The following is a 23991-nucleotide window of genomic DNA, read 5'->3' as shown; positions in this document are numbered from 1 at the left end:
AACTCACTCAGGAATTAACGTTGGAAATAAAACGGGATGAAAATCTTGTTGGCCTCGTTGCCTACCGACTGCACCCACTCGCGAGAAAAGCGTTCGCCCAGGCGCTTGAGTTCGGTATCGAGTTCAGCGGTGGCCCGCTCGACCTTGATGCCCTTGCGCTGCAGCTCGGCCACCGACTCTTCCGAGATCGCCTCACTCATGGACCAGCCGCGTGCCTCGGCATCGGCAGCGGCCTTGACCACCGCCTGCCGCACGGTCGCGGGCAGCGCGTCAAACGCCTTCTGGTTCACGAACACGATGTTTTTGGGAAACCACGCGTTGATAGGGTAGTAATGCTTGATCTGGCCCCACACCTGGTTTTCGACGCCGGTGAGGGCCGAGGTGATCATCGAATCGAGCTTGCCGCCCGAGAGCGCTTTGTTCACCTCGACCATGGGCACATCCACGGGTGCTGCATTGAGCAGCTCGGCAATGCGTACCGTGGCGGGGTTGTAGGTACGCATGCGCGTGCCCTTGAAGTCTGCCGCCGTGCGCACGGGCGCTATGGAAAACAGGCCCTGCGGCGGCCACGGCACGGCGTAGAGAGCCTTCATTCCTTTGCCCGCAAAGTGGGTATCGATCAGCGGGCGCTGCAGGTCCCATAGCCGACGGGCATCGCCAAAGGTGCGCACCACGAACGGTACCGAGTCCGCGCCAGCGATAGGCAGTTCGCGCACCAGGCTGGTCATGATGGTCTCGCCCGCCTGGGCCTTGCCTGCCTCCACCGCTGCAGGAATCTCGGCGAGCTTGAACAACGCATTGTTGGGCTGCACATCAATGCGCAGGGCACCGCCCGAGGCCCGCTCCACATCCTGCGCGAACTGCACAATGTTGCGGGTGTGGAACGATTCGGCGCGGTAGCCTGTCGCCAGCTTCCACTGCGTCTGGGCGTGCACCATCGGGGCCACGGCGAGCGCGGCCAGCAAAAGGACTCTGATCATGGTTGCTCCGAAGATGGGGCGGGGACGGGCGTCGGTTTCGCTACATGCGGTTGGGCAACCAGAGAACGATGTCCGGCATGAAATAGGTGGCAATCACTGCAAAAATCATGAGCGCGAACAAGGGGAACGCCGTGCGCGCAATCCACATGATTTCCCTGCGGGTGAGCCCCTGGATCACGAACAGGTTGAACCCCACCGGCGGCGTGATCTGCGCCATCTCCACCACCAGCACGATGAAGATGCCGAACCACACCAGATCAAAGCCCGCGGCCTCCACGGTGGGCAGCAGCACAGCGATGGTGAGTACCACCATGGAGATGCCGTCCAGGAAGCAGCCCAGTGCAATGAAGAACACGATGAGCAGCAGCATGAGCGCGAACGGCGATAGCTGCAGCGAGCCGATGAACTCGGCCAGGTGACGCGGCAGGCCGATGAAGCCCATCGCCAGCGTCAAGAAGGCTGCGCCCGCCAGGATGAGGCCGATCATGCAGTACACACGGCAGGCGGCGACAAGACCTTCCTTGAACTTGCTCCAGTTCAGCGAGCCTTCGATCTTGGCAAGGAGCAGTGCACCACCGACCCCCAGCGCCGCGGCTTCTGTCGCGGTTGCGATGCCGCTGTAGATGCCGCCCAGGACCAGGACGATCAACGCCACCACCGGAATCAGGTGGCGCGATGCGTAGACCATCTGGCCCAGACTCATCCGTGCATCTGGAGCAGGAATCTTGTCCTTGTTCAGCAGGGCCCACACAGCGATGTAACCCATGAAGAGCGCAGCGAGCAGGAGGCCAGGGATCACCCCGGCCAAAAACAGCTTGGAGATCGACACATTGGCCGCGACCCCATAGACGATCATGATGATTGAAGGCGGGATCAGGAGACCCAGCGTGCCAGCACCGGCCAGCGTGCCCACCGAAATGTTGTCGGGGTAGCCGCGCTTTTTCAGCTCGGGCAGGGTCATCTTTCCGATGGTGGCGCAGGTGGCGGCCGATGAGCCCGAGATGGCCGCAAAGATCGTGCAACCGACCACGTTCACATGCAGCAGGCGGCCGGGCAGGCGCTCCAGCCACGGGGCCAGGCCCTTGAACATGTCGCTCGACAGTTTGCTGCGAAACAGGATCTCGCCCATCCACAGGAACAGGGGCAATGCGGTCAGCGTCCAGCTGGAGGTATGGCTCCAGATGGTCAGCATCATGCTGTCCCCTACGGGGCGGCTGGTAAAAAATTCCATTCCGACCAGCGCCACTGCAAGCAGTGACAACCCGATCCACAGGCCCGAACCCAGCACGGCAAACAGCGCCAGGATCAAACCCAAAGCAATGACAACGTCCATGACTATCTCTCCGGATTCTGGTTACTCAAAACTGGCTGTCTCGGAGACCGCCATGAAAGACGAGCCCTGCCAACGAAGGATCAATGCGTGGGCAAATGCCAGCGCAAAACCGATGCAGCCCATCGCCATGCTGATCTGCGGAATCCAAAGCGGTGTGGCGTCGGCAGCGGGTGAGACGTCGTGCGTGATGTAGGAGATCCACACGGCGCGCACGGCGTAAAAAGCAATGTAGAGAGTCAATATCAGGGCAGCAGACAGGCAGAACCACTCCATGAAGTTGCGTGCGCGGGCGGGTAGCCGGTCCAGTACGAGGGTCACGCGAATGTGGTCACCGTTTTGCAGCGTGGCAGGCAGCGCAAAGAACAGTGCGGCCGCAATGGCGTAGCCTGCGTAGGCATCGAGGCCATTGATGTTGATGTGGATGAATTCGCGGGCCAGCACGCCGAGGGCGACCGCACCAAACGCTGCCAGCATGGACAGGCAGGACAGCAGCATCAGCAGCCTGTAGAAATTGCGGACGAGTTTGTCCATGGCGTACTCCAGTAACGCTTGAAAAGTGAGGGGGTGGTTGGCGTGAAGGTGCGAAGGGGTAGCGCTGCGCCAGGCACTACCCCGGCCCCGCGCCGGGAGCGGCGGGGCCAGAAGGGACGATCACTTCTTGCGGTAGGCGTCGATGATGGCCTGACCTTCAGCGCCAGCCGACTTGATCCAGTCAGCGGTCATCGTCTCGCCGATGCTTGCCAGTTCCTTCTTGATGCTGTCACTGGGCTCGGCCACCGTCATACCCTTGGCGGCAAGTTCCTTGACGAACTCCTTGTCCAGACGCTCGCTGGTCGCCCAGCCGCGCTCCTCAGCTGCCGCAGCCGCCTTGAGTACCGCGTCCTGCAAAGGCTTTTCCAGCGCATCAAACGCTTTCTGATTCACTACAGTGGCATTGCGCGGCAACCATGCGCTGACGGGGTAGAAAAACTTCACCTGCTCGTACAGCTTGGACTCCACGCCGCTGGCGCTGGAGGTAAGGAAGTTCTGCACCGTGTTGGTCGCAAGCGCCTGGCCCAGTTCAGACAGCTGGATCGTCACAGGCTGGGCTTTCAGAAGCTGCGCAATGCGTGTGGTGGCCGGGTTGTAGGCGCGCATCTTGGTGCCTGCAAAGTCGGCTGGCGTGCTGACTGGCTTGAGCGAGTACAGCGACTGGCCTGGCCAGGGCACGGAAAAGAGCACCTTCACGCCCTGCGACGCCAGCAGTTTCTCCTGTGCGGGCTTGGCCGCCTGGTAGAGCTTTCGGGACTCTGCATAAGTGGTGGCCAGGAAGGGGATGGAATCCACCCCGAACAGTGCGTTTTCGTTGGTTGCACCGGAGACGATGAACTCTGCCGAAGGCACCTGCCCGGTCTGAACTGCCCGCTTGATCTCATTGGCCTTGTAGAGCGAGCCGGCCGGATGCAGAGTGATCTTGAGCTTGCCACCCGTGAGCTTGTCGACTTCGTCGGCAAACTGCTGCACATTTTGTGTCTGAAAGCTGTTGGCGCTGTAGCCCGTGGGCAAGTCCCACTTGACCTGGGCATGTGCCGCACACGCGACAAGTGCAGCCGTCAAGGAGAGGGCAAATTTCTTCATGATGAACTCCTGGTGAAAAGCCGCTTAAAAGCTGGCGAGCTGGTGGTTGAAGAGATCGGTGATCAACATGCAGCCCGGCGCGTGCGTGATGCAGAACGCAGGCTGTGCATTGAGGATGGCGGACTGCGGCGTGACGCCGCATGCCCAGAAGACAGGGATTTCATCGGGCAGCAGCTCCACCGCGTCGCCGTAGTCCGGCGCGGCAAGGTCTGCAATGCCTATGAGGGATGGGTCGCCAATGTGTACGGGCGCGCCATGCACATCCGGAAAGCGCGACGTGACCTGCACCGCGCGGATCACATCGGCAGCAAGCATGGGCCGCATCGATACGACCATGGCACCGCCGAAGGGCCCGGCTTTTTCGGTCTGGATGCTGGTGCGGTACATCGCCACGTTCTTGCCCTCATTGATGTGGCGCAGGCTGATGCCGGCCTCCTGCAAGGCGGCCTCGAACGAGAACGAGCAACCCAGGACAAACGTCACCAGGTCGGGCCGCCACAGGTCGCTCACGTCCGCAACTTCCTGCGCCAGTTCGCCATGGCGCCATACGCGGTACATGGGCAGGTCGCTGCGGATGTCGATGCCCATACCGAGCGATGGCAGCGCGGTCTGGCCGGGTTCGCTCACGGCGAGGACCGGGCAAGGCTTCGGGTTGCGCTGGCAGAACCGCAGGAAGTCACCGGCCAGCACTTCGGGCAGGATGACCACATTGCCCTGCACGCGGTTGCGCGCCAGACCGCTGGTGTGGGCTGTCCATTGGCCCTGGCGAATGACACCGCGCACATGCCGGGGGTCGTCCAGCGCCTGTGCTCCAAAGACCGTGACTGCGTTTTGCTGATTTGCCTGCACCGTGTTCTCCACTGTTCTGCGATGTCACTTGTGTGACGTTGGGGCGGATTGTGTTGGTGGGCAACAGCTTGTGGCAAATTCAAAAAATTTCGCTTATGTCATCGATTTTTTCGATGCACCACAGAGGGGAAAGCGAGACTTGCAGGCGCCACATTGGTGCTAGTGGTTAACCCTTAAATGCACCATTCGGGTTATCCCTGAGCAGCCACTCAAGGACTGGCGTGGTCCGAAGTGGCGCCCACTCCACATGTTTTGCAGTGCAACGCTTTGAAGGCTGCAATGAGAGCCAGCGGGGCGACGGACGTTGTTGCGGAATGCCCAGCGAAACAGGGCACTTTGGGCGTGACAGCCGCTATGCCGCGGGCGCAGCCTGCCTCACATCCTGCGCTTCCATGAACGCCATGGCCGACGCCACGAGCCCTTCCATCGCAGGGGATGACGGGTCTTCGCGGTAGCTCACATGGATGGGAAGCGGCCGCAGTGCGATATCGCTGTCCAGAGCGCGCAGGTGCGGAAACGCCAGCATCCGCTGCACTGCCAGCCGCGGCAGCGTGGCAATGCCGAACCCGCCCTGCACCAGCTGCACCATGGCCGAGATCGACGAGATCGTGTGAACGCAGCGCGGCTCAGCCTGGGCTTGCCGCAACGCATCCAGCAAGTACACATGCGGCTGCGACCCACGCTGGAAGGTGAGGATGTCTGCGCCCGCGAAGTCGGACGCCAGGTAGTGGCGCTTGCGGTGGATCTTGCGGTTGCCCACGAACACCATCTCCATCGTCGTCAGGGCTTGGTTGCGGATCCCATCACCTGAAGCCGGCAACGCCGCAAACACGGCATCCAGCGTGCCGCGCCGGATCTGGTCGATCAGCACCGGCGTGGATTCCACCGTCAGCTCCAGCTCCAGCAGCGGGTTGTCCTTGCGCAGCTGCTCCACCCAGGGGATCAGCCACGAGTGCAGCACCGACTCGATGGCTCCCAGGCGCATGGAGACCTCCACCGGCCCGCCCGAGCCCATCTCGGACTTGAGCTGGCGCTGCAGCTCCAGCATGCGCTTGGCGTAGGTAAGAAATCGCGTGCCGGCCACCGTGAGCCGAAAGTGCTTGTCGCGCCGGTCCAGCAACAGTACGCCCAGCTCATCTTCGAGCGCCGCAATGCGGCTGGACATGGCCGACTGCGTCAGGAACAGTTTTTCCGCAGCGCGGGTGACACTCTTGAGAGACGCCACCCAGTAGAAGGCCTCGACAAAACGCAAGTTCATGAGAATTCCTGGACGCGATAGGGGCAGCGATGCAGGCTGGCGACACCACCATCCCCGCGCCCGCATTTTGCCGCCCGGTGCGTGTGCGTCCAAGAACTCGCACCAGCCAGCGCGCACTGCCTGGCCGCGGCCAGTGAACGCTGGCCAAAGCAATTCGCGTGGCGACGCTCCCATTTGGCGATGTGCGACGAGCGTGGCGCACCCGCTCTTAGAATCGCACCACCACTGGAGCACCCCCCCGATGAGATACCTCCTGTGGCTGCTCAAGGCAGCCATTTTTTTTACCCTGTTCGCCTTTGCGCTGAACAACCAGCAAGATGCCACCGTGCACTTCTTTTTTGGCACGCAGTGGCGCGCACCGCTGGTGCTGGTGGTGCTGACCGCCTTTGCGGCAGGCGTCATCGTGGGCGTGCTGGGCATGGTGCCGCGCTGGTGGCGCCACCGCACCGCCGCGCGGCGTGCCGAGGCCGCAAGCCCGGCAGCCGCTACCCCGGCCAGCCCGGCTTCGACCGCAGCTTCTGGCACCTCCACCCCTCCTCCTCCTGACCTGCCCTCGATCCATGGAATTTGACCTGACCTGGATCCTGCTGGGGCTGCCGCTGGCGTTTGTGCTGGGCTGGGTTGCATCGCGGTTCGACCTGCGGCAACTGCGGGCCGAGAACCGCCGGGCGCCAAAGGCGTATTTCAAAGGCCTGAATTTTCTGCTCAATGAACAGCAGGACCAGGCGATTGACGCTTTCATCGAAGCGGTGCAAAACGACCCAGACACCTCGGAGCTGCACTTTGCGCTGGGCAACCTGTTTCGCCGCCGCGGCGAGTACGACCGCGCCGTGCGCGTACACGAGCACCTGCTATCGCGCGGCGACTTGAGCCGTGTGGACCGCGAGCGGGCCCAGCATGCGCTGGCACTGGACTTCCTCAAGGCCGGCCTGCTGGACCGCGCCGAAGATGCGCTGCAGCGGCTGGAGGGCACGCCGTTTGAGGCTCAGGCACGCATGGCGCTGCTGGCCATTTACGAGCGCTCGCGCGACTGGTCCCACGCGGCCACCATTGCCCACAAGATGCACATGGCCGACCAGGGCGACTTCAGCACGCGGCAGGCGCACTACCTGTGCGAGCAGGCCCAGGCCCTGACCACGCAGGGCGACCTGCCCGCCGCGCAGGACTTGCTGGAGCAGGCCATTGCCGCCGCACCGCAGGCGGCACGCGCCCGCATCGAGCTGGCCCGCCTGCAGCACCTGATGGGCAGGCCCGCAGCGGTGCTCGATACCCTGCAGGTGCTTGCAGAACAGAACCCGGCTGCGCTGCCGCTGGCGGCCCCTCTGCTGCTGGAAGCCGCCACAGCCACAGGCCGCGTGTCGCAGGCGCAGGCGCTGCTGTCGGCCCACTATGCGCAGGCGCCGTCGCTGGACGTGCTGGAAGCCCTCGTGTCCATCGACGCCAACGATGCCGCCACCCGGCCTGCGGCCCGGCAGCGTTACGTGCAGCACCTCGAAAAGGAGCGGTCGCTCGTTGCAGCCTCGAAATGGCTGGCTGGCGAGAAGCTGGAACACGAAGAGTTCCATCCCCAGATCCAGCGGGCGCTGGAGCATGCCGTCAAGCCCCTTACGCGCTACCGCTGCGCGGCCTGCGGCTTCGAGGCGCGCCAGCACTTCTGGCAATGCCCCGGCTGTCAGACCTGGGACAGCTACCCGGCCCGCCGCGTCGAGGAACTCTGACCCCGTAGGTCCAGCGCCCCATCCCTTCCCAACACCCCCCGGAGTCCGCCCCCATGCTCAAGCGTTTCTTGTTCGCCGTTCTCTGCCTGCTGTCTTTCGCGTCGTTCGCCGCCGTGGATGTGAACCAGGCCACCGCCGCCGATCTCGATGGCATCAAGGGCATTGGCCCCGGCTTGTCCGGCCGCATCCTCCAGGAGCGGGACGCGGCTCCGTTCAAGGACTGGGCTGATTTTGTGGGCCGCGTCAGTGGCGTGGGCGAAAAGACCGCGGCGCGGCTGTCCAGCGAAGGCCTGCGGGTGAACGGAAAGAAGTTCAGCGCAGCCGCGTTTGCCAGGGCCGAGGCGCGCCAGAAGAAGGCGGATGCCAAGGCAGAGGCCAAGGATGCCGGCAAGCCCGCAACAGCCAATCCTGCTGCAAACCCCGCCGCCACCGCCGCCCCCTCCACCGCGAGCCCTGGCGCTGCACCCGCAGCACAGCCACAGCCCAGCGCCAGCCAGGCCAGGTAACCCCGCCAGCCCGCGCCACCCACCGGCGCGTGCCTGCCCCCAGCCCTGTGCGTCGTCGAGCCTGGGCCGAGTGCAGGCGGTGCGCTCGCACCCCTCGTCGGTGCCTTGCTGCCCACACGCCAAACCGTTCGCCTCTCCTGCAGTGACACCGGCGGCCAAGCCTTTCGTCCCCACTGCCACCCAACGGCCGCACGGGTGCAAGGCCATTGGGAACGCCCCCTAGAATCGACCGGGCATGCCCCTGGTCACCCTCCTCCTCCTTCCCTTCATCGGCAGCCTGCTTGCAGCAGTGCTACCCGCCAATGCGCGCAACACCGAGTCGACGCTGGCAGGGCTGATCGCGGTGTTCTGCACCATCCAGACGGCCCTGTACTTTCCGGACATCGTGGACGGCGGCGTGCTGCGGGCAGAGATCGCCTGGATACCAGCACTGGGCCTGAACTTCGTGCTGCGCATGGACGGCTTTGCCTGGATGTTCTGCATGCTGGTGCTGGGCGTGGGCAGCCTGGTGGTGCTGTATGCGCGCTACTACATGTCGGCAGCCGACCCGGTGCCGCGGTTTTTTGCGTTCTTTCTGGCGTTCATGGGCGCCATGGTGGGCGTGGTGCTCTCGGGCAACATCATCCAGATCGCGTTCTTCTGGGAACTGACCAGCCTCTTTTCCTTCCTGCTGATCGGCTACTGGCACCACCGCAAGGATGCCCGGCGCGGCGCGCGCATGGCGCTCACCGTCACCGGCACGGGTGGCTTGTGCATGCTGGCAGGGATGCTGGTGCTGGGCCATATTGTGGGCAGCTACGACCTTGACCACGTGCTGGCCGCGGGCGACCGGATCAAGGCGCACCCGCTGTACCTGACGGCGCTGGTACTCATCCTGCTGGGTGCGCTGACCAAGAGCGCGCAGTTTCCGTTCCATTTCTGGCTGCCGCACGCCATGGCTGCGCCCACGCCGGTGTCGGCGTACCTGCACTCGGCCACCATGGTCAAGGCGGGCGTGTTTTTGCTGGCGCGCATGTGGCCTGCGCTGGCGGGCACCGAGCAGTGGTTCTGGCTGGTGGGTGGCGCGGGCCTGTGCACGCTGCTGGTGGGCGGCTACGCGGCCATGTTCCAGAACGACCTCAAGGGGCTGCTCGCGTACTCGACCATTTCGCACCTGGGGCTCATCACGCTTCTGCTGGGGCTTAACAGCCCGCTGGCCGCTGTGGCCGCCGTGTTCCACATCATGAACCACGCCACCTTCAAGGCGTCGCTGTTCATGGCGGTGGGCATCGTGGACCATGAAACCGGCACGCGCGACATACGCCGCCTGTCGGGGCTGCGGCGCATGATGCCTATCACGTCCACGCTGGCCATGGTAGCCAGTGCGGCCATGGCGGGCGTGCCGCTGCTCAACGGTTTCCTGTCGAAGGAAATGTTCTTTGCCGAGACCGTGTACGTGAACACCACACCCATGCTCGAATGGCTGCTGCCCGTGGCGGCTACGGTGGCGGGCATGTTCAGCGTGGCGTATTCGCTGCGGTTCACCGTGGATGTGTTCTGGGGCCCGCCGGCCGGCGACCTGCCCCGCACGCCGCACGAACCACCGCACTGGATGCGTGTGCCGGTCGAGCTGCTGGTGCTGGCCTGCCTGGTGGTGGGCACATTGCCGGCGTGGTCGGTGGGGGCATACCTGGCTGCTGCCGCGCGGCCGGTGGTGGGCGGCGAGCTGCCAGAGTACAGCCTGGCCGTGTGGCACGGGTTCAACACCCCGTTCGTGATGAGCCTGGTGGCCCTGGCGGGGGGCGTACTGCTGTATGCCGTGCTACGCCAGCAGCGGGCCCGCGGCCACCTGCTGGTGCCGCCCGCCATGCACCGCCTCGACGGGCAGCGCGTGTTTGAAGGCACGCTGGCGCTGGTGAGCCTGCTGGGGCGCAACGCGCGCCGCCTGATGGGCACCTGCCGGCTGCAGTGGCAGATGCTGTGGCTGGTGGGCGCAGCGCTGCTGGCAGCCACGGTGCCGCTGTGGGTGCGGGGCCTGCAGATTGGCGAGCGCGCACCGCTACCCGTGGCGCCGGCGTTTGCCGTCATGTGGGTCGTGGGCGCCATCTGCGCCGTGGCGGCGGCATGGCAGGCCAAGTACCACCGGCTGGCGGCGCTCACACTGCTGGGCGGCACGGGCCTGTGCATGTGCCTGACCTTTCTGTGGTTTTCGGCGCCCGACCTGGCGCTCACGCAGATCGTGGTCGAGGTGGTCACCACCATCCTCATCCTGCTGGGCTTGCGCTGGCTGCCCCGGCGCGACGAAAGCCTCAAGGTGCCCACGCTGGACGAAGCGCGCCGCACCCTGCTGCGCCGCTGGCGCGACCTGGCGCTGGCGCTGGCGGCCGGTGGCGGCATGGCCTGGCTGTCGTTGGCCATGATGAGCCGGCCTTTCCCGGACAGCACGTCCACCTTCTTCCTCGAACGCGCACTGGTCGAAGGCGGCGGCACCAACGTGGTCAACGTGATGCTGGTGGACTTCCGCGGGTTTGACACCTTTGGCGAGATCGTGGTGCTGGGCATCGTGGCGCTGACCGTGTACGCGCTGCTGCGGCGCTTCAGGCCCGCGCGCGAGGTAATGGACCTCCCGCCCCAGCAGCGCGCCGTGCCGGCCGATGTGGACACCGACCTGAGCAACCCGCGCCAGACCACCGACACCGCCATCGGCTACCTGATGGTGCCTGCCGTGCTGGTGCGGCTGATGCTGCCCTTTGCCACGCTGGTGGCCGTGTACCTGTTCATGCGCGGGCACAACGAGCCCGGTGGCGGCTTTGTGGCCGGGCTGGTGTTCTCGGTGGCGCTGCTGCTGCAGTACATCGTTTCGGGCACCTCGTGGGTCGAGGCCCACATGCCGCTGTACCCGCGCCGCTGGATCGGCCTGGGCCTGCTGATTGCGCTGGCGACCGGGTTGGGCGCCCTGTTCTGGGGCTACCCGTTTCTGACCAGCCACACGGCGCACCTGACACTGCCCGTGGTGGGCGAGATCCATGTGGCCAGCGCCCTGTTCTTTGACATTGGCGTGTTCACCCTGGTGGTGGGATCCACCATGCTCATCTTGACCGGCATTGCCCACCAGTCGGTGCGCAGCCACCGCTACAACAACGCACGCGCGGCCGAAGAGGTGCAACCCGCTGTCGCCACCGAAGGAGAAGGCCCATGGAACTGATACTGGCCCTGGCCATCGGGGTGCTGACCGGCTCAGGCGTGTGGCTGCTGCTGCGCCCCCGTACCTTCCAGGTCATCATGGGGCTGTCACTGCTGTCGTACGCGGTCAACCTTTTTATCTTCAGCATGGGACGGCTGGGCCTGGCGATCGACAAGGAGCCCGTGCTGCAGCCGGGCATCCCGCAGGACTTGGCCCACTACGCCGACCCCATGCCCCAGGCGCTCACACTCACGGCCATCGTGATCGGGTTTGCAATGACAGCGCTGTTCCTGGTCGTGCTGCTGGCATCGCGCGGCATGTCGGGCACCGACCATGTGGACGGAGCGACCGCCAAGGATGTGCAGGAGATGCCTTGACTAGAGAACACACCCCTGTGGCGCTTCGCGCCTTCCCCCCGCTCTCGCAGCGCTGTGCGCTGCGGGCAGGGGGACGCACCCCTTGCTGCGGGACGGCCCTTGCTGGGCTGCCCTGGCTTGGGGCGCGCCAGTTTCATGCGCTGCGCCCTGGACTTCTGGAGCGCTGCTCGCTGGAGGCAGAGGGAAGCAGCTCGCGTTGCGAGGCCGTCCTTGCCTGGCTGCGCTCGCCAGATCGTGCCTTTTGCATGGGCCGCGCGAGGCAATGGTCATGACAACCACGGCATACCTTCTGGAGCGGCTCATGCCGCACCTCATCCTGGCGCCCATTGCGCTGCCGCTGGTCACGGCCGGGCTGATGCTGCTGTTGCGCGAGGAGCGCCAGCGCACCAAGGTGGCGATGAACATCGCCTCGACGCTGCTGGGGCTGGTGGTCGCGGTGCTGCTGCTGTTGCAGGCCAAGCAGCCGGGCGGGCAGGCCAGCATGGGCGTGTACCTGCCGGGCAACTGGCCCGCACCGTTTGGCATCGTGCTGGCCATCGACCGGCTCTCGGCCATGATGCTGGTGCTGACCAGCACGGTGGCGCTGGCCAGTGTGCTGTTTGCCGTGGCGCGCTGGCACCGGGCGGGCGTGCATTTTCATCCGCTGTTCCAGTTCCAGCTGATGGGGCTGGCCGGGGCCTTCCTCACGGCCGACCTGTTCAACCTGTTCGTGTTTTTCGAGATCATGCTGGCAGCGTCGTACGGGCTGCTGCTGCATGGCTCGGGGCGACCGCGGGTGTCTGCCGGGCTGCACTACATCGCCATCAACCTTGCTGCGTCGTCGCTGTTCCTGATCGGCGTGTCGATGCTCTACGGCATCACCGGTACGCTGAACATGGCCGACCTGGCGCAGAGCATTGCCGGCGTGGCCCCGGCCGACCGCGGGCTGCTGCATACCGCGGCAGCCATCCTGGCGCTGGCGTTTCTCATCAAGGCGGCCGTGTGGCCGCTGAACTTCTGGCTGGTGCCCGCGTACAGCGCCGCCACGGCACCGGTGGGCGCGCTGTTTGCATTGATGACCAAGGTGGGCGTGTACAGCGTGCTGCGGCTGTGGACGCTGCTGTTCGGCGCCGAGGCGGGCGAATCTGCCCTTTTCGGCAGCCACTGGCTGGTGGGCGGCGGCATGGTGACGCTGGTGTTTGGCGCCGTTGGCATGCTGGCATCGCAGCGGCTGGGGCACCTCGCGGGGTATGCCGCCATCCTGTCGTCGGGCACGTTGCTGGCGGCCATGGGGTTTGGCCACAGCGGACTCACGGCGGGGATGCTGTACTACCTGCTCGGCTCTACCATGGCCATCAGCGCGCTGTTCCTGCTCAGCGATTTGATTGACCGCTGGCGCAACGACGGCTCCAACCTGGCCCCGTACGAGCAGACGGACGATGCGCCGTTTCTTTCGGCCGACCTGCAGCCCACCCAGGCCATCAACCTGGACGACAAGGAGCAGGCGCTGATCGGCAAGGTGATCCCGGCGGCCACGGCGTTTCTGGGCTTGGCCTTCATGGGCTGCACGCTGGTCATTGCCGGGCTGCCGCCGCTGCCGGGCTTTGTGGGCAAGTTCGCCATGGTGCATGCGCTGCTCAACCCGCTGGGCCTGGGGGCCTCGCAAGGCCTGCAGCCCGGCCCGGCCGGGTGGACGCTGATTGCGCTGCTGGTGGGCTCGGGCCTGCTGGCGCTGCTGGCGCTCACGCGGGTGGGCATCCGCCACTTCTGGGCAGCGCAGGGCCGATCGGCGCCGCAGCTGCTGGTACTCGAGGGACTGCCCATTGCGCTGTTGCTGACCGCCTGCGGCGTGCTGGTATGGCAGGCCGGCGCCGTGATGCGCTACACCCAGGCCACGGCCGATGCGCTGCACACGCCCTCGATCTACGTGCAGTCGGTGATGACGGCGCGCCCGGTACCCAACCCGGTGCCCAACCCGATGCCCAACCCCGCTCTACAGCCCGACAAGCCAGACGCCGGAGGCACGCGATGAGCGCGCAGCGCAAAGCCACCGCACCGCGCCGCAGCCTGCTGCGCCGGCTCGTGCCAGCGCCGCTACTGTCGCTCGCGCTGCTGGGCCTGTGGCTGCTGCTCAACCGCAGCCTGAGCGCCGGGCACATCGTGCTGGGCAGCGTGCTGGCCCTGGCGGTGCCGCTGGTCACGGCCGGGCTGCGGCCGCTGCCGGTGCGCATCCGCAAGCCGGGCGCCATGCTTCGCCTGGCCATTACTGTCATGGCCGACACGGTGCAGTCCAACCTGGCGGTGGCGCGCCTGCTGCTCATGCCGGGCAGCCGTCAGCATCCACCGGGTTTCGTTCATATTCCACTCGACATGCGCGACCCCAACGCCCTGGCCGTGCTGGCCATGATTGTCTGCATCACCCCCGGCACTGCGTGGGCAGAGCTGTCGCTGGACCGCAGCATGCTCTTGCTGCATGTGCTGGAGGTGGACGACCCCGAGGCCATAGCGGCCGACATCAAGCGCCGCTACGAGGCGCCGCTGATCGAAATCTTTGAATCGGCTGCCGCCCGCGATGCGCGTGATGCCCGCGATGCCTGAGCCGGAGGACTGAACCATGACCCCGATCCTCGACTGGGCCCTGCCCGCTGCCCTCTTCCTGTTGGCCCTGGCCATGGTCTGTGCGCTGGTGCGGGTGCTGCGCGGGCCCACGGCGCAAGACCGGGTGCTCGCGCTCGACTGCATGTACCTGTGCGGCATGCTCGTCATGCTGGTGCTGGGGCTGCTGTATGGCAGCAAGAACTACTTCGAGGCGGCGCTGCTGCTGGCGCTGTTCAGCTTCGTAGGCTCAATGGCCATGGCCAAATTTTTGCTGCGTGGTGAGGTGATCGAATGACCCCCGTGCTGCCGCTGTGGCTGGAGATTATCGTGGCGGCCCTGGTACTGGGTGGTGCGCTCCTGGCACTGCTGGGCGCCGTGGGGTTGTTGCGCCTGCGCACCTTTTTCGAACGTGTACACGCGCCCTCGGTCATTGCAACCCTCGGTTGCTGGCTGATCGTGCACGCCACGGTGCTGTACTTTTCGGTGGCCGACCAGGGGCTGGCGCTGCACGCCCTGCTGATCGCCGTGTTCGTGGCCATCACGGTGCCGGTGATGTCGATCTTCCTGATGCGGGCCGGGCTGTTTCGCGCACGCCTGGCTGGCGAGGCGGTACCGCCGAGCCTGAGCCAGCCACGCAGCGGCCCCGCCGCCAAAGACTCCTGATTTGATAGCAGCAGGTGCATATAAAACCTCGACTCCCGGCCAATTTGGCTTGAATTTTGCCAAAAACGGCCTTTCGGAGGCCTTGCGTGCGCTCGCCCACAGGCAGGTGCCGTCGTGGTGCCGGTCAGGGGCCGCGCAGCAAGGGCTTTCTTGCACCTTCACCCCCACGCCCGTCCTGACTACTGCGAAGGCGCTCGAAACCCGCCGCCCCCGGGCGTGTGGATTTCAAACACGTCGCCCGGCTGCATCTCGGCCTGGCCAATGTGGTCCAGCAGTTCCACCCGTCCATCGCTGCGCACCACCCGGTTGATGCCCACGGCACCCGGCTGGCCACCCGCCATGCCAAAGGCCCCATGGTGGCGGCCGTTGGACAGGATGCTGGCGGTCATCGGCTCCAGAAAGCGCACACGGCGCACACCGCCGTCGCCGCCCCTGTACTGCCCCGCGCCACCCGATCCCTTGCGGATCTCGTAGCCCTCCAGCCGCACCGGAAAGCGGAACTCCAGCACCTCGGGGTCCGTCAGCCGCGAGTTGGTCATGTGGCACTGCACGACGCTGGTACCAGCGAACCCGCCCGCCAACTGCCCATTGGCATCCCACACACCGCCCGCACCACTGCCGCCCGAGATGGTCTCGTAGTACTGGTAACGCGTGCTGCCAAACGTGAAGTTGTTCATGGTGCACTGCCCCGCCGCCATCAGGCCTAAAGCACCGTACAGCGCATTGGTGATGCAGGTAGACGTTTCCACATTGCCCGCCACCACCGAGGCCGGCGGGTTGGGGTTGAGCATGCTGCCGGGCGGGATGATGACGTTGATGGGTTTCAGGCAGCCCGCATTAAGCGGAATATCGTCATCCACCAGCGTGCGGAACACATACAGCACCGCCGCCATGCACACCGCCGTGGGCGCGTTGAAGTTGTTGGTCTGCTGCGGGCTGGTGCCGGTGAAGTCGATGGTGGCGCTGCGGTTGGCCGCATCCACCTTCACGCTCACGCTGATCTGCGCGCCGTTATCGAGCGGCAGGGTGAACGTACCGTCCTTCAGGCGCGTGATGACGCGGCGCACGGACTCTTCGGCGTTGTCCTGCACATGGCGCATGTAGGCCTGCACCACATCGAGGCCAAACTCGGCCACCATGCGGCGCAGCTCCTGCTGGCCCTTCTCATTCGCCGCGATCTGCGCACGCAAATCCGCCATGTTCTGCTGCGGGTTGCGGCTGGGGTATTCGCCGCTTTCCAGCAACGCAATCATCTCTGCCTCGCGCAGTACCCCGCGCTCCACCAGCTTCACGTTGTTGATCTGCACGCCCTCTTCCTCGATGCGCGTGGAGAACGGTGGCATGGAACCCGGCGTGGTGCCGCCCACATCGGCGTGGTGGCCACGGCTGCCCACGTAGAAGGTGGGCTCGGCCTGGTCGTCGGCCAGGTACACAGGCGTGATGACGGTGATGTCTGGCAGGTGCGTGCCGCCGTTGTACGGGTCGTTGAGCACATACACATCGCCCGGCTGCATCTTGCCCCGGTTCTCGCGGATCACCGTCTTGATGCTCTCGCCCATGGAGCCCAGGTGCACGGGCATGTGGGGCGCGTTGGCAATCAGGTTGCCCGCGGTGTCAAACAGCGCGCAGCTGAAGTCCAGGCGCTCCTTGATATTCACCGAGTACGCTGTGTTCTGCAGCTGCAGGCCCATCTGCTCGGCGATGTTCATGAACAGGTTGTTGAACACTTCCAGCAGCACCGGGTCTACCGTGGTGCCCACGGCATGCTGCACCGCGCGGGGTACACGGCGGTTGAGCAGCAGGTGGTCCAGGTCGGTCAGTGCGGCCTCCCAGCCGGGCTCCACTATGGTTGTCGCGTTCTTCTCGGCAATGATGGCCGGGCCGGGGATCACGTCGCCGGGGCGCAAATCTTCGCGCACCACCAGCGCGGCGTCGTGCCAGGCCGCGATCCCATCCACGCCACCGGTGTACATGCGTACCGTGCTCCGGCGCGGTACCTCGCGCGCGGGGTGCAGCGCGTGGCGGGGCTCCACGGGCGCATCGCCGGGCACTACAGCTTCGACCGACACTGCCTCCACCACCAGGCCCTTGCCCTGCATCAAAAAGGCAAAGCGCTGGCGGTAGGCCTGTTCAAACGCGGCCGTGATCTCGGCCACCGAGCCCAGCGGCACGATGAGTGCCGAATCGCTGCCCTCATACCGCACATGCACCCGCCGGTGCACCACGGCCGTGCCGCTGCCCGACTGCTGGCGCTCCAGCTCGGTGCGTGCGGTGGTGGCCAGCTGCTCCAGCGTGGCTTCGATGCCCGCCAGCGCCTCGGGCCCCAGCTTCGTTTCCACCGCCTGCTCGCGGATCACGTTCTGGTCAGCCAGGCCCATCCCGTAGGCGCTGAGCACCCCAGCCAGCGGGTGCACAAACACGCGCGTCATGCCCAGCGCATCTGCCACCAGGCATGCGTGCTGGCCGCCCGCGCCGCCAAAGCATTGCAGCGTGTAGCGCGTTACGTCATACCCGCGCGCCACGCTGATCTTCTTGATGGCGTTGGCCATCTGCTGCACAGCAATCTGGATGAAGCCATGGGCGACGTCCTCGGCCTTGCGGCCTGTCTGGGTAGCGAGGTCGCCAAACTTCTGCGCCACCGCATCGCCATCCAGTGCCTCGTTGGCGGCATGCCCAAACACCTGGGGGAAATGCGCGGGCTGGATCTTGCCCACCATCACGTTCGCGTCCGTCACGGCCAGCGGGCCGCCGCGGCGGTAGCTGGCCGGGCCGGGGTTGGCGCCCGCGCTCTCGGGGCCCACGCGGAAACGCGCGCCATCAAAACCCAGTATGGAGCCGCCACCGGCCGCCACGGTGTGGATGCTCATCATCGGCGCGCGCATGCGCACACCCGCCACCTGGGTCTCGAACTCGCGCTCAAACTCGCCGGCGTAGTGGCTCACATCGGTGCTGGTGCCGCCCATGTCAAAGCCGATGACCTTGTCGTGCCCCGCCAGGCCTGCTGTGCGCGCCATGCCGACGATGCCACCCGCGGGGCCGCTCAGAATCGCGTCCTTGCCCTGGAACACCTGCGCATCGGTGAGGCCGCCCGACGACTGCATGAAGAACAGCTTCACACCCGGCATCTCGCTCGCCACCTGGTCCACATAGCGGCGCAGGATGGGCGACAGGTACGCATCCACCACCGTGGTGTCACCCCGGCTCACCAGCTTCATCATGGGGCTGGTGGCGTGCGATGCGCTCACCTGCGTGAAGCCAATCTGCCGCGCAATGCGGGCGGCAGCCTCTTCATGGGTGGTGTAGCGGTAGCCGTGCATGAACACGATGGCCGCGCTGCGCAGGCCCGCGTCATACGCGGCCCACAGGCGCTCCTTCAGGTGCTCTTCGTCCAGCGGCTCAATCACGTCGCCGTGTGCGCCCACGCGTTCCTGTGCCTCCACCACCCGCTCATACAGCAGCTCGGGCAGCACGATGTGGCGGTCAAACAGGCGCGGGCGGTTCTGGTACGCGATGCGCAGCGCATCCCTGAAGCCCTTGGTAGTGATGAGCAGCGTGGGCTCGCCCTTGCGCTCCAGCAGCGCATTGGTGGCCACGGTGGTGCCCATCTTCACGCACTCCACCAGTTCAGGCGTCACAGGCTCGCCGGGCTTGAGGCCCAGCAGGTGGCGGATGCCCGCCACGGCAGCGTCCTTGTACTGCTCGGGGTTCTCCGACAGCAGCTTGTGCGTGACCAGACTGCCGTCCGGGCGTTTGCCCACCACATCCGTGAAAGTGCCTCCACGGTCAATCCAGAACTGCCAGCGCAGTGCATGGGTCTCAGTCATCGTTTGCTCTTTATTTGATAGCATCGAGTGCAATTGGAACGTGCGCTACAGGCTGCTTTCCCATCAAACCTGTGCATATGAAGGCGTTAGGCAGTGCCGCTGCTACAGCGACGCCGCCGAGCGCGCCGCCTGGTCGTACATGCCCGACAGTACACGCAGCAATCGCGCCAGCTCGCCGATGTCCTTGTTCAGCGCGTCGTCGGCCTTTAGCGCATCGATCAGGCAGCTCTCGCGGATTTCGCGGTAGCGCTGCACGTAGCTGCGGCCCAGGTCGGTGGCCGAATAGGTGACTTCCTTGCCGTTCTTGCTGGAAGCCACCACGCCCAGGTTCTGCAGCTTCTTGAGCGAGTAGTTCACCAGGTGCGTATCTTCCACGTTCATGATGAAGCAGATGTCGGCCAGGCGCTTGTCGCGAGCGCGGTGCGTGACGTGGTGCAGCACCAGCACATCCAGCGGCATAAGGTCCTTGAGCCCGGCGGCGGCCATGCAGTGCACCACCCAGCGGTGGAACGCGTTGCCCGCCACGATAAGGCCGAACTCGAACTCGCTCATTTCGGCGCTGCGGGCCGAGACCAGATGGGCAGAAGACACGATGGATACGGCGTCGGCAGATTTCTTGGCAGCAGGCTTCATCGCGATCCTGAAGAGGGGCCCTGGCACGGGATGTGCATATTGGCGCGTTGTAGGCATGTTGATAATAAATCGTCGGTAATTTGTCGACGTTCAGGCAAACACCTATGCCGCCCCAGGTTGGCCTCCGATACATTGCGTGCACACCTTTTTACTCAACCACCGTGGAGTTCCCCATGAAGCGTCGCATCTTCCCCCTCACTGCGCTGGGCGTGGCATTGACTTTGGGCCTGTCGGCCGGCACGGCTTTTGCCCAGACCAAGTGGGACCTGGCCGCGGCCTACCCCGCCACCAACTTCCACACGGAAAACATGGTGCAGCTGGCCAGTGATGTGGACAAGGCGACTGCAGGCAAGCTCAAGATCACGGTGCACGCCAACGCGGCGCTCTTCAAGGCGCCCGAGATCAAGCGCGCCGTGCAGGGCGGCCAGGCGCAGATGGGCGAGATCCTGCTGGCCAACTTCCAGAACGAGTGGCAGCTGTTTGGCGTGGACGGGCTCCCCTTCCTGGCTGACAGCTACGACGCCTCAAAGAAGCTCTATGCCGCGCAAAAGCCCTTCCTGGAAAAGAAGCTGGCCGAGCAGGGCATGGTCCTGCTGTACTCGGTGGCCTGGCCCCCACAGGGCATCTATACCAAAAAGCCACTGGCTTCGGCCGCTGACCTCAAGGGTATCAAGTGGCGCGCCTACAGCCCTGCCACCGCCCGCATCGCCGAGCTGGTGGGCGCACAGCCCGTCACCGTACAGGCCGCAGAGTTCTCGCAGGCGCTAGCCACGGGCGTGGTCGAGTCCACGATGACCTCGGGCGCCACGGGTGTGGACAGCAAACTGTTCGAGCACCTGAAGTTCTACTACGACACCCAGGCCTGGCTGCCCAAGAATGCTGTGCTGGTGAACAAGAAGGCGTTTGATGCGCTGGACAAGGCCAGCCAGGATGCCCTGCTCAAGGCCGGTGCCGACGCCGAAGCCCGCGGCTGGGCCAACAGCGCCAAGGTCAACACCGACACCATCGCCAAGCTCAAGGCCAACGGCATGGACGTGGTCGCACCGCCCGCAGCGCTCAAGGCCGACATGGCCAAGGTGGGTGACACCATGCTCAAGGAATGGCTGGACAAGGCCGGCCCCGAGGGCAAGGCCCTGATCGACGCCTACCGCAAGTAAGCATCGTCCATGCGTCGCCTGCTAGATTTTGTGTACGACAGCGCCGCCGCATTGGCGGCCCTTTTCATGGTCGGACTGCTGGGGATGGTGCTGCTGTCCATCGTCAGCCGACAGTTCCACTTTCATGTGCCCGGCACGGATGCCTATGCGGGCTACCTGATGGCGGCAGCAGGCTTCCTGGCGCTGGCGCACACCCTGAAGCGCGGCGAGCACATCCGCGTGACGCTGCTGCTGAGCGTGCTCAAAGGCGGGGCGCGCAAGGTGTTCGAGCTGTGGTCCCTGGCCATTGCAACCTTGCTGGCGGTGCTGTTTGCTTTCTATAGCTGCAAGCTGGCATGGCAGTCGCACGAGTTTCACGATATTTCCACCAGCAGCGACGCTACCCCGCTGTGGATACCGCAGATTGCCATGGCCCTGGGCACCGTGATCCTCGCCATCGCCTTTGTGGACGAGCTGGTGCTGGAACTGCTGAACAAGCGCCAGGACGCCCACCACAGCGAGGCACTGCGCAATGAATGACCTGACACAACCTGGGCTCTCCCATGAGTGACTTAGCCATTACCGGCCTGCTGGTGCTGTCGCTGTTCCTGATCCTGGGCAGCGGCGTCTGGATCGGGCTTACGTTGTCGGGCGTGGCCTGGATCGGGATGCAGCTTTTTTCGGCCCGCCCCGCCGGCGACGCGATGGCCGTGACCATCTGGGGCTCGGCCTCCAGCTGGACGCTTACGGCCCTGCCCCTGTTCATCTGGATGGGCGAGATCCTGTTTCGCACCCGCCTGTCGCAGGACATGTTCAAGGGCCTGGCGCCATGGGTGCAGGCGCTGCCCGGCCGCTTGCTGCACACCAACGTGATCGGCTGCACCATCTTCGCGGCCGTATCGGGCTCGAGCGCAGCCACCTGCGCCACCATCGGCAAGATGACGCTGCCCGAACTGACGCGGCGCGGCTACCCTGAGAGCATGGTGGTGGGCACCCTGGCCGGGGCCAGCACGCTGGGGCTGCTGATCCCGCCGTCGATCATCATGATCGTGTACGGCGTCACCGCTGAAGTGTCCATTTCGCAGCTTTTCATTGCTGGCGTCATGCCCGGCATTTTGCTGGGCGTGCTGTTCTCGGGCTACATCGTGCTGTGGGCGCTGCGCAACCCATCGCAGGTGCCCGCGGCTGACGAGCGCATGACATTCATGCAGAAGCTCTCGGCGTCGCGCAGCCTGATCCCCGTGGTGCTGCTCATCACGGCCGTGCTGGGCTCCATCTACACCGGCTTTGCCACCGCCACCGAGGCCGCGGCGGTAGGCGTGGTGGGCTCGCTGGTGCTGTCGGTCGTGCAAGGCTCGATGAGCTGGGAGACCTTCAAGGCATCGCTCATGGGCGCCACGCGCCTGTACTGCATGATCGCGCTGATCCTGGCTGGCGCGGCCTTCCTCACGTTGGCGATGGGCTACATCGGCCTGCCGCGTCATCTGGCTGAATGGATCGGCTCGCTGGGCCTGAACAAGGCGCAACTGATTGCAGCACTGGCCGTGTTCTTCATCATCCTGGGGTGTTTCCTGGACGGTATCTCGATGGTGGTGCTGACCATGGGCGTGATCATGCCCACGGTGCAGGCTGCAGGCATCGACCCCATCTGGTTTGGCATCTTCGTCGTGCTGGTCGTCGAGATGGCGCAGATCACGCCGCCCGTGGGCTTCAACCTGTTTGTGCTTCAGGGCATGACGGGCAAGCAGCTGCCCTGGATCGCCAAGGTCTCCATGCCCATGTTCTTCCTGATGTGCGGCGCCGTGGCGCTCATCTACCTCTTCCCGGGCATCGTCACCTGGCTGCCGCAGCAGATGGCGGGGCGCTGATCACCTCGGCCGGGCGGGGACAGGCCGCGCCGGGTTTTTTCTCGGCGACAATCGCCTGATGCTGAACGTGCTTGCCATCTGCATCGGGGCGTCAGCCGGCGCGTTGATGCGCTGGCGCCTGGGCCTGTGGCTCAACACCGGTGGCATCCTGCCCTGGGGCACGCTGGCGGCCAACCTGCTCGGGGGGTACCTGGTGGGCGTATGCATTGCCGTGTTTCAGGCCCTGCCTCAGCTCGACCCGGTGTGGCGCCTGGCGCTCGTGACCGGGCTGCTGGGCGGGCTTACCACGTTCTCCAGCTTTTCAGCAGAGGTCTCACAGATGCTGCTGGCCCAGCGCTATGCGCTGGCCCTGGGCAATGCGGCGCTGCACGTGGCCGGGTCGCTGGTGCTGACCGTGCTGGGCATCCATTCGGTCGCTTGGCTTGCAGCGCTGCGTGCTTGACTTGCCGAGCCTCGCACCCATCTTCTGCCCTGCAGCAGTGCTCACCCAGCCCGATCCTGGCGCATGAGGCAGCCCCTGCGGCCGCCACCGTGCACCACCCTGTTCATTCAACCTTTTACCCGCTCTGCTCACCGGCTCCCATGGAATCCAACACGCAACTGAACGACAGCCGCCTGGCCAACGCCTGGGCCGAACTGCAAAACCACGCGGCCGAGGGCAACCCGCTGCATGAAGACGCCTACCGCCTGGCGTTTGCCGACCCTGAATTTCTGCTGCGCCGTGAGACACGCGGCATCCGCTTTCAGCTGGAGCTGCTCAAGCCCGACCTGGGGCAGGCTGCGCAAGGCATTGAAAACACCATCGTGGTGTACGGCAGCGCCCGCTTTGTGGCGCCCGACGAGGCCGAAGCCCAGCTGGCCGACGCCGAGGCCAGCGGCGACGAAGTGCGCCTGCAACGCGCCCGCCTGGCCGTGCGCAACGCGCGCTACTACGATCTGGCCCGCCAGTTCGCCCGCCTGGTGGCCCAGCACAGCGAGCGCCAGCCTGCGGCCGACCGCATCTACATCTGCACCGGCGGCGGCCCCGGCATCATGGAGGCTGCCAACCGCGGCGCGCACGACGTGGGCGCGCTCAACGTGGGCCTGAACATCGCCCTGCCCCACGAGCAAAGCGGCAACCGCTTCATCTCGCCCACGCTGAGCTACAAGTTCCACTACTTCGCGCTGCGCAAGATGCACTTCATGATGCGCGCCAAGGCCCTGGTGGCGTTCCCCGGCGGCTTTGGCACGCTGGACGAGCTGTTTGAAGTGCTGACGCTGGTGCAGACCAAGAAGGCCAAGCCCGTGCCCATCGTGCTGTTTGGCACCGACTACTGGAAGCGCCTGATCAACTTCGAGGTGCTGGTGGAAGAAGGCACGATTTCGGCGCAGGACCTTGCGCTCTTTCACTTCACCGACGACCCGCAGGAAGCCTGGGAGCTGATCCGCTCGTTCTACCAGCTCTGATCGGCCAAGGACCCGCGCGGCCAGCGGTTAGCCAACCGGCTTG

General features: G+C 65.3%; 22 protein-coding genes. 14 read left to right on the top strand and 8 right to left on the bottom strand.

The window, feature by feature from the left end; genetic code table 11:
* Positions 1-14 precede the first annotated feature (14 nt).
* The 6 genes from ACTPOI_RS19195 to ACTPOI_RS19170 all read right to left on the bottom strand — a co-directional run bounded on the left by ACTPOI_RS19195 (position 15) and on the right by ACTPOI_RS19170 (position 6037).
* Positions 15-980 carry a TRAP transporter substrate-binding protein gene (locus tag ACTPOI_RS19195; RefSeq protein ID WP_440111646.1) on the bottom strand — a complete coding sequence of 322 codons (966 nt, stop codon included), beginning with the start codon at positions 978-980 and terminating at the stop codon, positions 15-17.
* Positions 981-1020: 40 nt separating this feature from the next.
* Entirely contained in the window at positions 1021-2313 is a 1293-nt protein-coding gene (locus ACTPOI_RS19190; protein WP_440111644.1) for a TRAP transporter large permease, read from the bottom strand.
* A gap of 21 nt (positions 2314-2334) precedes the next feature.
* Positions 2335-2844 (bottom strand): TRAP transporter small permease, encoded by a 510-nt coding sequence (locus ACTPOI_RS19185; RefSeq protein WP_440111642.1) that lies wholly within the window; start codon positions 2842-2844, stop codon positions 2335-2337.
* Between the two features lie 120 nt (positions 2845-2964).
* The gene (locus ACTPOI_RS19180) at positions 2965-3930 is read right to left on the bottom strand and encodes a TRAP transporter substrate-binding protein (RefSeq protein ID WP_440111640.1); all 966 of its coding nucleotides are present in this window, start codon (positions 3928-3930) and stop codon (positions 2965-2967) included.
* Positions 3931-3954: 24 nt separating this feature from the next.
* Positions 3955-4731, bottom strand: coding sequence for a putative hydro-lyase (locus tag ACTPOI_RS19175; protein WP_440112695.1), 777 nt, complete (start codon positions 4729-4731; stop codon positions 3955-3957).
* A gap of 400 nt (positions 4732-5131) precedes the next feature.
* A complete protein-coding gene (locus ACTPOI_RS19170) occupies positions 5132-6037 on the bottom strand; it encodes a LysR family transcriptional regulator (protein ID WP_440111638.1) in 906 nt (301 codons plus the stop codon).
* A 241-nt stretch (positions 6038-6278) separates the two neighbouring features.
* Here ACTPOI_RS19170 and ACTPOI_RS19165 point away from each other — a divergent pair, with 241 nt between their 5' ends.
* The 9 genes from ACTPOI_RS19165 (at position 6279) to ACTPOI_RS19125 (ending at position 15041) form a co-directional block, all read left to right on the top strand.
* A complete protein-coding gene (locus ACTPOI_RS19165) occupies positions 6279-6608 on the top strand; it encodes a LapA family protein (RefSeq protein WP_440111636.1) in 330 nt (109 codons plus the stop codon).
* Positions 6598-7755: a lipopolysaccharide assembly protein LapB gene (gene lapB, locus ACTPOI_RS19160; RefSeq protein ID WP_440111634.1), complete on the top strand. Its 1158-nt coding sequence runs from the start codon at positions 6598-6600 to the stop codon at positions 7753-7755. Before ACTPOI_RS19165 ends, lapB begins: the two co-directional genes overlap by 11 nt.
* 53 nt (positions 7756-7808) lie before the next feature.
* Positions 7809-8261 (top strand): ComEA family DNA-binding protein, encoded by a 453-nt coding sequence (locus ACTPOI_RS19155; protein ID WP_440111632.1) that lies wholly within the window; start codon positions 7809-7811, stop codon positions 8259-8261.
* Between the two features lie 235 nt (positions 8262-8496).
* On the top strand, positions 8497-11445 hold the full coding sequence (locus ACTPOI_RS19150; protein WP_440111630.1) for a monovalent cation/H+ antiporter subunit A: 2949 nt from the start codon (positions 8497-8499) through the stop codon (positions 11443-11445).
* The gene (locus ACTPOI_RS19145; RefSeq protein ID WP_440111628.1) at positions 11436-11801 is read left to right on the top strand and encodes a Na+/H+ antiporter subunit C; all 366 of its coding nucleotides are present in this window, start codon (positions 11436-11438) and stop codon (positions 11799-11801) included. The genes ACTPOI_RS19150 and ACTPOI_RS19145 overlap by 10 nt, the downstream gene beginning before the upstream one ends.
* 268 nt (positions 11802-12069) lie before the next feature.
* A complete protein-coding gene (locus ACTPOI_RS19140) occupies positions 12070-13812 on the top strand; it encodes a monovalent cation/H+ antiporter subunit D (RefSeq protein ID WP_440111626.1) in 1743 nt (580 codons plus the stop codon).
* On the top strand, positions 13809-14378 hold the full coding sequence (locus ACTPOI_RS19135; RefSeq protein ID WP_440111624.1) for a Na+/H+ antiporter subunit E: 570 nt from the start codon (positions 13809-13811) through the stop codon (positions 14376-14378). Before ACTPOI_RS19140 ends, ACTPOI_RS19135 begins: the two co-directional genes overlap by 4 nt.
* 16 nt (positions 14379-14394) lie before the next feature.
* Entirely contained in the window at positions 14395-14673 is a 279-nt protein-coding gene (locus ACTPOI_RS19130; RefSeq protein WP_440111622.1) for a K+/H+ antiporter subunit F, read from the top strand.
* Positions 14670-15041, top strand: a complete 372-nt coding sequence (locus tag ACTPOI_RS19125) for a monovalent cation/H(+) antiporter subunit G (RefSeq protein ID WP_440111618.1) — start codon at positions 14670-14672, stop codon at positions 15039-15041. The genes ACTPOI_RS19130 and ACTPOI_RS19125 overlap by 4 nt, the downstream gene beginning before the upstream one ends.
* 179 nt (positions 15042-15220) lie before the next feature.
* On the opposite strand, the gene ACTPOI_RS19120 is transcribed toward ACTPOI_RS19125, so the two are convergent.
* Complete coding sequence (locus ACTPOI_RS19120) at positions 15221-18865, bottom strand: hydantoinase B/oxoprolinase family protein (protein WP_440111616.1); 3645 nt, start codon at positions 18863-18865, stop codon at positions 15221-15223.
* Between the two features lie 102 nt (positions 18866-18967).
* Positions 18968-19498, bottom strand: coding sequence for a winged helix DNA-binding protein (locus ACTPOI_RS19115; RefSeq protein WP_069106072.1), 531 nt, complete (start codon positions 19496-19498; stop codon positions 18968-18970).
* Between the two features lie 173 nt (positions 19499-19671).
* Between ACTPOI_RS19115 and ACTPOI_RS19110 the strand changes: the two genes are divergently transcribed.
* From ACTPOI_RS19110 to ACTPOI_RS19090, 5 genes are all read left to right on the top strand, one after another.
* Entirely contained in the window at positions 19672-20655 is a 984-nt protein-coding gene (locus ACTPOI_RS19110; protein ID WP_440111614.1) for a TRAP transporter substrate-binding protein, read from the top strand.
* A gap of 9 nt (positions 20656-20664) precedes the next feature.
* Positions 20665-21174 carry a TRAP transporter small permease gene (locus ACTPOI_RS19105; protein ID WP_440111612.1) on the top strand — a complete coding sequence of 170 codons (510 nt, stop codon included), beginning with the start codon at positions 20665-20667 and terminating at the stop codon, positions 21172-21174.
* Positions 21175-21197: 23 nt separating this feature from the next.
* The gene (locus ACTPOI_RS19100) at positions 21198-22502 is read left to right on the top strand and encodes a TRAP transporter large permease (protein ID WP_440111610.1); all 1305 of its coding nucleotides are present in this window, start codon (positions 21198-21200) and stop codon (positions 22500-22502) included.
* Between the two features lie 58 nt (positions 22503-22560).
* On the top strand, positions 22561-22944 hold the full coding sequence (gene crcB, locus ACTPOI_RS19095; protein WP_440111608.1) for a fluoride efflux transporter CrcB: 384 nt from the start codon (positions 22561-22563) through the stop codon (positions 22942-22944).
* A gap of 140 nt (positions 22945-23084) precedes the next feature.
* Positions 23085-23948: a TIGR00730 family Rossman fold protein gene (locus tag ACTPOI_RS19090; protein WP_440111606.1), complete on the top strand. Its 864-nt coding sequence runs from the start codon at positions 23085-23087 to the stop codon at positions 23946-23948.
* The last annotated feature ends 43 nt before the right edge of the window (positions 23949-23991 follow it).

This window comes from Acidovorax sp. BL-A-41-H1, from assembly GCF_051942715.1.
This window is presented reverse-complemented; position numbering and strand designations above follow the sequence as displayed.

Coding starts and splice junctions, on each gene's coding strand:
- ACTPOI_RS19120 (WP_440111616.1), bottom strand. CDS start 18,865: ATGACTGAGACCCATGCACTGCGCTGGCAGTTCTGGATTGACCGTGGA.
- ACTPOI_RS19180 (WP_440111640.1), bottom strand. CDS start 3,930: ATGAAGAAATTTGCCCTCTCCTTGACGGCTGCACTTGTCGCGTGTGCG.
- ACTPOI_RS19115 (WP_069106072.1), bottom strand. CDS start 19,498: ATGAAGCCTGCTGCCAAGAAATCTGCCGACGCCGTATCCATCGTGTCT.
- ACTPOI_RS19195 (WP_440111646.1), bottom strand. CDS start 980: ATGATCAGAGTCCTTTTGCTGGCCGCGCTCGCCGTGGCCCCGATGGTG.
- ACTPOI_RS19135 (WP_440111624.1), top strand. CDS start 13,809: ATGAGCGCGCAGCGCAAAGCCACCGCACCGCGCCGCAGCCTGCTGCGC.
- crcB (WP_440111608.1), top strand. CDS start 22,561: ATGCTGAACGTGCTTGCCATCTGCATCGGGGCGTCAGCCGGCGCGTTG.
- ACTPOI_RS19090 (WP_440111606.1), top strand. CDS start 23,085: ATGGAATCCAACACGCAACTGAACGACAGCCGCCTGGCCAACGCCTGG.
- ACTPOI_RS19140 (WP_440111626.1), top strand. CDS start 12,070: ATGACAACCACGGCATACCTTCTGGAGCGGCTCATGCCGCACCTCATC.
- lapB (WP_440111634.1), top strand. CDS start 6,598: ATGGAATTTGACCTGACCTGGATCCTGCTGGGGCTGCCGCTGGCGTTT.
- ACTPOI_RS19105 (WP_440111612.1), top strand. CDS start 20,665: ATGCGTCGCCTGCTAGATTTTGTGTACGACAGCGCCGCCGCATTGGCG.
- ACTPOI_RS19165 (WP_440111636.1), top strand. CDS start 6,279: ATGAGATACCTCCTGTGGCTGCTCAAGGCAGCCATTTTTTTTACCCTG.
- ACTPOI_RS19130 (WP_440111622.1), top strand. CDS start 14,395: ATGACCCCGATCCTCGACTGGGCCCTGCCCGCTGCCCTCTTCCTGTTG.
- ACTPOI_RS19100 (WP_440111610.1), top strand. CDS start 21,198: ATGAGTGACTTAGCCATTACCGGCCTGCTGGTGCTGTCGCTGTTCCTG.
- ACTPOI_RS19150 (WP_440111630.1), top strand. CDS start 8,497: ATGCCCCTGGTCACCCTCCTCCTCCTTCCCTTCATCGGCAGCCTGCTT.
- ACTPOI_RS19155 (WP_440111632.1), top strand. CDS start 7,809: ATGCTCAAGCGTTTCTTGTTCGCCGTTCTCTGCCTGCTGTCTTTCGCG.
- ACTPOI_RS19145 (WP_440111628.1), top strand. CDS start 11,436: ATGGAACTGATACTGGCCCTGGCCATCGGGGTGCTGACCGGCTCAGGC.
- ACTPOI_RS19125 (WP_440111618.1), top strand. CDS start 14,670: ATGACCCCCGTGCTGCCGCTGTGGCTGGAGATTATCGTGGCGGCCCTG.
- ACTPOI_RS19190 (WP_440111644.1), bottom strand. CDS start 2,313: ATGGACGTTGTCATTGCTTTGGGTTTGATCCTGGCGCTGTTTGCCGTG.
- ACTPOI_RS19110 (WP_440111614.1), top strand. CDS start 19,672: ATGAAGCGTCGCATCTTCCCCCTCACTGCGCTGGGCGTGGCATTGACT.
- ACTPOI_RS19170 (WP_440111638.1), bottom strand. CDS start 6,037: ATGAACTTGCGTTTTGTCGAGGCCTTCTACTGGGTGGCGTCTCTCAAG.
- ACTPOI_RS19185 (WP_440111642.1), bottom strand. CDS start 2,844: ATGGACAAACTCGTCCGCAATTTCTACAGGCTGCTGATGCTGCTGTCC.